At 61.9% G+C, this 5,982-nt stretch carries 7 protein-coding genes and 1 pseudogene; 6 read left to right on the top strand and 2 right to left on the bottom strand.

Annotated elements, in window-relative coordinates:
• Positions 1-644 (top strand): DUF1513 domain-containing protein (locus AC1DWI_RS11645; protein ID WP_477724873.1); only part of this gene is annotated, 644 nt, incomplete at its 5' end.
• A 306-nt stretch (positions 645-950) separates the two neighbouring features.
• Here AC1DWI_RS11645 and AC1DWI_RS11640 read toward each other — a convergent pair.
• Positions 951-1,772 carry a hypothetical protein gene (locus AC1DWI_RS11640; protein ID WP_477670166.1) on the bottom strand — a complete coding sequence of 274 codons (822 nt, stop codon included), beginning with the start codon at positions 1,770-1,772 and terminating at the stop codon, positions 951-953.
• A gap of 144 nt (positions 1,773-1,916) precedes the next feature.
• Positions 1,917-2,201: a DUF4148 domain-containing protein gene (locus AC1DWI_RS11635; RefSeq protein WP_477670167.1), complete on the bottom strand. Its 285-nt coding sequence runs from the start codon at positions 2,199-2,201 to the stop codon at positions 1,917-1,919.
• 206 nt (positions 2,202-2,407) lie between these two features.
• Here AC1DWI_RS11635 and AC1DWI_RS11630 point away from each other — a divergent pair, with 206 nt between their 5' ends.
• From AC1DWI_RS11630 to AC1DWI_RS11610, 5 genes and pseudogenes are all read left to right on the top strand, one after another.
• Complete coding sequence (locus AC1DWI_RS11630; RefSeq protein ID WP_477670168.1) at positions 2,408-3,334, top strand: LysR family transcriptional regulator; 927 nt, start codon at positions 2,408-2,410, stop codon at positions 3,332-3,334.
• 382 nt (positions 3,335-3,716) lie between these two features.
• The gene (locus AC1DWI_RS11625; protein WP_477670169.1) at positions 3,717-4,076 is read left to right on the top strand and encodes a DUF4148 domain-containing protein; all 360 of its coding nucleotides are present in this window, start codon (positions 3,717-3,719) and stop codon (positions 4,074-4,076) included.
• A gap of 203 nt (positions 4,077-4,279) precedes the next feature.
• Positions 4,280-4,885 (top strand): TetR/AcrR family transcriptional regulator, encoded by a 606-nt coding sequence (locus AC1DWI_RS11620; protein WP_477670170.1) that lies wholly within the window; start codon positions 4,280-4,282, stop codon positions 4,883-4,885.
• A 91-nt stretch (positions 4,886-4,976) separates the two neighbouring features.
• A complete protein-coding gene (locus AC1DWI_RS11615; protein ID WP_477670171.1) occupies positions 4,977-5,813 on the top strand; it encodes an oxidoreductase in 837 nt (278 codons plus the stop codon).
• A pseudogene (locus AC1DWI_RS11610) lies at positions 5,810-5,982 on the top strand (NADP-dependent oxidoreductase); the annotation flags it as partial. The gene AC1DWI_RS11615 and the pseudogene AC1DWI_RS11610, both read left to right, overlap by 4 nt.

Here is a 5,982-nt window from a genome sequence, read left to right as displayed (position 1 = left end):
GCATGGACCCGCACGAACTTTTGCTGGACGACGACGGCAGTTTGGTCGTCGCGAACGGCGGCATTCCCGCGCTGCCTGAAACCGGCCGCCTGAAAATTCACATGGACCGCATGGACGCCTCGCTGGTGCGGCTGGACGCACGCAGCGGCGCGCTGCTGGGCCAGTGGCGCCTGGCCGACAGGCGCCTGAGCCTGCGGCACATGGCCTGGGGCGGCGCGCCGGCGGCGGGCGGTGCGCGTGTCCTGGGCATCGCGCTGCAGGCCGAGCATGATGACACCGCGGCCAGAACCGCCGCGCCCGTGCTGGCGCTTTTTGACGGCCGGAAGTTGCAAGCCTGCGCCGCCGACGGACGCGTACTGGCTGGCTACGGCGGCGACATCACTTGGGCGGCGGGCGGTTTTGCCGTGAGCTGCCCGCGCGCCAACGGCGTGGCCATATGGCAGGCCGATGGGCGCTGGACAGGTTTTTTCCCGCTGGAAGAGGCCTGCGCCGTCACGTCGGCTCCGGCGGAGGGCCAGGCTGACACCATACTGTGGGCCGGGGGGCGGCTCGCCGCAATGACACGCGACGGCGCAGGCCGCACAGCTTTGCCGGCGCTCAAAAATATGCGGCTGGACAACCACTGGGCGCCGCTTGCGGGTTAGATAACGGTTGGGTTGACTGAGGGCATCGGCAAATCGCTATCTTTTTGATAGCTGGTCGCGCGCGTTGTTATTGGGCTACCGGCACATTTGGCACACAAAAAAGGCCCTGAAACCGCATGCCGGCAGGGATTTTTCTGGATTTTTGCCATCCCCGGACAACAAAAAACGGCTATTTTCAAAGCGAAAAACGGCTTTGACCCAAGCAGGTTCTGCGCAACCAGCTATTACTTTTATAGCAACCTGATGCCCTGCGGATTCGAGCGCAGCTTGTTCGGCGCCCTATCCGGCTCCGTTACTCGGCGGACTTCACAGCTTCTTCCACAGCTCACCGTCCCTGGAACGGTAAGTGCCACCCGTGGCGCAGCAGCCCCCTGCACCGAAGGCGATGCGCCCGAGGGTGACGGTGACGACGCCATTATCTGCCTGCAGCGACTGCCGCTCGCAATACGTGAAGAAGGGATAGAGATCGGGTTCAAGCACCATCTGCCAGCCGTTCTCGCCGGGCTCCTTGGATGACTTGGGTATGGCGCGGTAGACCTTGCAGTCATGCACCGCGAGGTGCACCGGCTTGCCACCCAGAAGTCCCTTGAATACGCGCTCCGGCGGTATCGCTGCCATGGGGTCCGGCTCGGCAGGTGACGGAGCAGGGACACTGCCGCCGCCTGCCAGCCCCAATCCAATCCCAAGCCCGACAACCAGCAGGAGCTGTCCCCACAGCATGTTCCGCTCAGGCCTCGTCACCGGCGAGAACGCCTGCCACGCCAGCGCAGCAGCAGCCGCGGCCGAAAGCGCTGTGGCGACCCAGACCAGCAGCTCCGCGGCTTCGGTGGCTGGACTGATCGCCCAGCCAACAGCCAGCACGGCCGCATTGACCAGCAATAGCACGAGGCAAGCCCATGGCCGCACCCGGGAGAACAAGCCTGCAATCAGCAGGAGCACCGTGCACAGCAGCACCGCGGGCAGCACCACCACGCCTGAAAACAGCAGCTCGAACACTCCAATCAGCCAGCCACCACTGCCCGCCATCCTGCCAACGGTGTACAGGTAAAGCGCCAGACCCAGGCCCGGCAGGGCCAACAGCTGCGCGGCGACAAAGGCAAAGGCGTAAGGTGCGTTGGAGGTTCTCAAGATGAGGGGAATTCTAGAGTGCGGCCGGATACTGTCGTATACGGCCTGCGTGAATCCCGCAGGCCCAAATGCAATCGCCCCGGCAGCCAAAGGCTGCCGGGGCGAAAAGCGTCGGGACCGGCCAGGCGCCGGCGCCGTACTGGCTTATTGCTGGCTGGTCTTCACAGCTTCAGCAGCAGCCTGGGGTGCTGCACCGGCCTTCTCGGCGCGGGGAGCGCCCAGGTTTTGCTGGGCGGTGGCGCCGTTGTAGCTCGAAGCGGAGCCGGCGTTTTGTGCCTGCAGCACCTCGCTTTTGACTTCAGCACGGGTTTTGGTCGCAGGTGCCTGCATCTGGTCAAACAAATAGGAGTTGAAGGTTTGGGCAGAAGCAGCCACGGAAGTCAGGGCGGCAACAGCAACAACGGAAGCGGCGATAAAGTTCGATTTCATGATGAATATCCTCTCAAAGTTAAGTGACGTTCCGGGCATGGCGGGCTCATCTTCCCGTCTGTCCAGCCTCGGTGAGTCGCCTTGTAGTGGGCTTCGGCTCATCGATGTATGAACTTTATTCCATTCAAATCGATCAAAAAATAGCAATTTCAACAATACATTACTGTTGAATCAGCAACAATGATGGCTTAACTTAGGGGTAAACCATGGACCGGCTTCAATCAATGCGCGTTTTTCAGCAGGTGGTGGATGACGGGAGTTTTGCGGCCGCAGCGCGCAAATTCGACATGTCTTCCGCCGTGGTGACGCGGCTGGTCGGCGACCTGGAAGATCACCTGGGCGTGCGGCTGCTGCAGCGCACCACCCGCCGCCTGGCCCTGACGGATGCCGGCGAGGCCTACCTGGCACGGGTGCGCCACATCCTCGATGACATCGACGAAGCGCATGCCGCCGCCCAGGCCCATGCGCAGGAAATGTCCGGCGTCATCCGCATTCTGACCCCGCCGGTATTTGCCGTGCACGTGATTGCGCCCCTGGTGGCGGAGTTCGCGCGGCGCTACCCCAAGGTCGTGCTGGATATCTATGTGGACTCTCCCTTGATGCCGCCCGTGGAAGACTACGACCTCACCCTGCTGGGCGCTGCCGACACCTTTGACGCCAACATCATCGCCCGGCCTATTGCGTCTTCCGCCGGTATTCTCTGCGCCTCGCCAGACTACCTGCGCCGCCACGGCACACCCGCACAACCTGAAGACCTGCCCCATCATCAATGCATGCGCATCAAGGCACAGGCCAACCGCCACCGCAGCTGGCGCCTGTTCAACCCGAAGGAAAACAATCGGGAAGTGGAGGTGCAAATCGAGCCCAGCATGCTGGTGAACCATTCGGACACGCTGATACGCGCCTGTGTGGACGGTGCGGGCATCATGAGCCAGTCCATCGACCTGGTGGCCAACCACCTCAACAGCGGCGCGCTGCAACGTATTTTGTCGCCCTGGACCACCGGCACCAACACGCTCTATGCAGCGCTGCCCAGCCGCAAATTCATTCCGGCACGCACCAGTGTGTTTCTGGAATTCATGACCGAGTACACGCGCGCTGTGATCAGGAAGATGGAAGCCCGGCAGGACTAAAACCTGCGCCGGGGCACGGCAAAAGCACTCACCCGGGCGGCCGGTGTGGAAAAGCGGGCTTGCGGCCCCACATAACAGTGGCAGCCTCCCTGGGTGCTGTCGTAGTTCATGGCATTTCACCCTTCGTAAAACACGCCTCACAAATCGCAAAGAAACGTGGGCGAATTTTTTGAACGCCAAAAAGTTCCAGGACTACACGCCGTTATTGTTCCGGTTTCGACAATTGAATGTTCTGCCAATACGCACTTGTGTATCTGCGCCGCGGAACAAGGTTTGATACATCGGTGAGCCACCTGTTCAAAACGCGACTCAGCGATGAAGGCCTCACGGGCACAACGCCCGTCCCGCCTGTTTTCACACTTGTTCTTAAAGGAAATTCACCATGAAATCGACGAAACTTGTTTCCGCATCCGTTCTTGCCCTTGCAGCGCTCGCCTCGGCGAACAGCTTTGCCCAGGACAGCAACTACCCCGGCAATGAAGTGAGCGCCGCCAGCACCTTGAGCCGCGCCGATGTCCGCGCAGAGTTGCTGCAATCACCGCGCGCGTCATACCAGGTCAACAGCGACAGCAGCTATCCTGGCACTGATGCCACCCCCGTTGCAGGTACCAAGACCCGCGCAGAAGTCCGCGCTGAACTGGAGCAGGCACAGCACGAAGGCTACAAGCTGAGCGTTGACAACTCCTACCCCAGCGACTTCAACGTACCTGCCGCACACGGCAGGGCAAATACTGCGGGTTAAGCAGCGCCGCCGCACCGCCAGCCGGCGTGTGCATCTCTCGTTAAACCGCATTGCGACGTCCAGGAAGCCTCCGGCTTTCTGGACGTTGGCCTGCGCGCAGCACCGTCCCTTCCTTCCCTGTTGTCCATCCTGGCGTTGCGTGAGGGACACGCAACAAGTCAGCGATCAAAATTGCCTGGGCACGCATAGTTGCCAAATAATGTATGATACTCATCATGCGAAACACCAAAATCAACGCCAGAACGGCTGCCAAGGAGGCCTCCCACGAACGCATCGTCTCCGTGGCCGCGCGGGCAATACGCCGCAGCGGCTATAGCGGCACCGGCGTGGCCGACATCATGAAAGAGGCCGGCCTGACCCATGGTGCGTTTTACGCCCACTTCGCGTCGCGCGAGGCCATGCTGGCCGAAGCCGCAACGCGGGCCTGTGCCGAATCGGCTGCCGTGGTGGCGGGTGTTGCGGCCGGCTCGCCGCCTGAACAGGCCATGGCGGCCATGCTGCGCGCCTACCTCTCGCCGGAGCACCGGGAGCAGATCGAGATGGGCTGTCCCTTGGCCGCGCTGGGTTCGGAGACACCGCGCCAGGCGCCTGAAGTGCGYCGCGCGACCACCCGCCACATCAAGGAAATGGTGGATTTCGTCGCCCGCCAGTCACCCGATTGGGGCCAGCCCGGCGCCCACGAGCGCGCGCTGGCGACGGTCGCCACCATGGTCGGCACCTTGCTGCTGGCGCGCGTGGTCGACGAGCCCGCGCTGGCGGACAGCTTTTGCGAAGCCGCGCTGAAGCAGCTGGTACCGGTCTCCCACTGAATTCTCTTTTTGAGCCATGCCTGCTTTTTTCCTCGCAATTATGTATGACGATCATCATTCCAAATTCACTTCACGCTGAAAGAACAACACCATGAACCCCCACTACAAAGTTGTCCTGGTGACAGGCGCCTCCTCAGGCATAGGCGAAGCGGTTGCGCTGCGGCTTTCGCAGGCCGGCTACAAGGTCTACGGCACCAGCCGGCGCGGCGGCCGGGCAGGTGGTCAGCCCTTCGAGATACTGCCACTGGATGTGACCCAGGACGCGTCGGTTGAAGCCGCGGTGCAACAGCTGATTCAGCTTGAAGGCCGCATCGACCTGCTGGTCAACAACGCGGGCTTCGGGGTCGCCCCGGCCGGTGCGGAGGAAAGTTCGATCGCGCAGGCCCAGGCGATCTTTGACACCAACTTCTTCGGGATCGTCCGGATGACGCGCGCCGTCGTGCCGCACATGCGCCGACAGGGCGCGGGACGCATCATCAATATCGGCTCGGTGCTTGGTTTCCTGCCAATGCCGTACGGGGCACTGTATGCGGCGACGAAGCATGCGATCGAAGGCTACTCCGAGTCGCTCGACCATGAGCTACGCACGAGGGGCATCCGGGTCTCGGTCATCGAGCCCGCATACACGAAGACGCCGTTCGACGCGAACTTCCTGGAACCCGACACCAAGCTCGAGGAGTACCGCGAGGTTCGCGCCGCCGTGAGCCAGCGCGTGAAGGAAGTGATGGCGACTGCGGAACAGCCGGGCGTCGTGGCGGACGTCGTGCTGAAAGCTGCCAGTGCCGCTCGCCCCAAACTCCGATACACCGCAGGCGGACTCGCGAGTCGCCTGCGATTCCTCCGGACATTTGCGCCTGCTGGTCTGGTGGATGCCGGGATTCGAAAAGATCTGCGGCTCGACGTGATGCCAACAGTGAAAACATCATGAAAGCATTCATCGTTGAACGTTATGGAAAAAAAAGCAGTTTGCGGTTGACGGACATGCCGAGCCCGGAGCTGCGCGATGACGAGGTCATGGTCCAGGTGCATGCCGCTGGTGTGAACCAGCTGGACTTCAAAATCCGCGACGGCGAGTTCAAACTCATACTGCCCTATCG

It is taken from the genome of Polaromonas sp. P3_C2 (assembly GCF_056402675.1).
The sequence above is the reverse complement of the archived record's forward strand: the minus strand, read 5'-3'. Positions and strand labels throughout refer to the sequence as shown.

Coding starts and splice junctions, on each gene's coding strand:
- AC1DWI_RS11635 (WP_477670167.1), bottom strand. CDS start 2,201: ATGAAATCGAACTTTATCGCCGCTTCCGTTGTTGCTGTTGCCGCCCTG.
- AC1DWI_RS11630 (WP_477670168.1), top strand. CDS start 2,408: ATGGACCGGCTTCAATCAATGCGCGTTTTTCAGCAGGTGGTGGATGAC.
- AC1DWI_RS11625 (WP_477670169.1), top strand. CDS start 3,717: ATGAAATCGACGAAACTTGTTTCCGCATCCGTTCTTGCCCTTGCAGCG.
- AC1DWI_RS11615 (WP_477670171.1), top strand. CDS start 4,977: ATGAACCCCCACTACAAAGTTGTCCTGGTGACAGGCGCCTCCTCAGGC.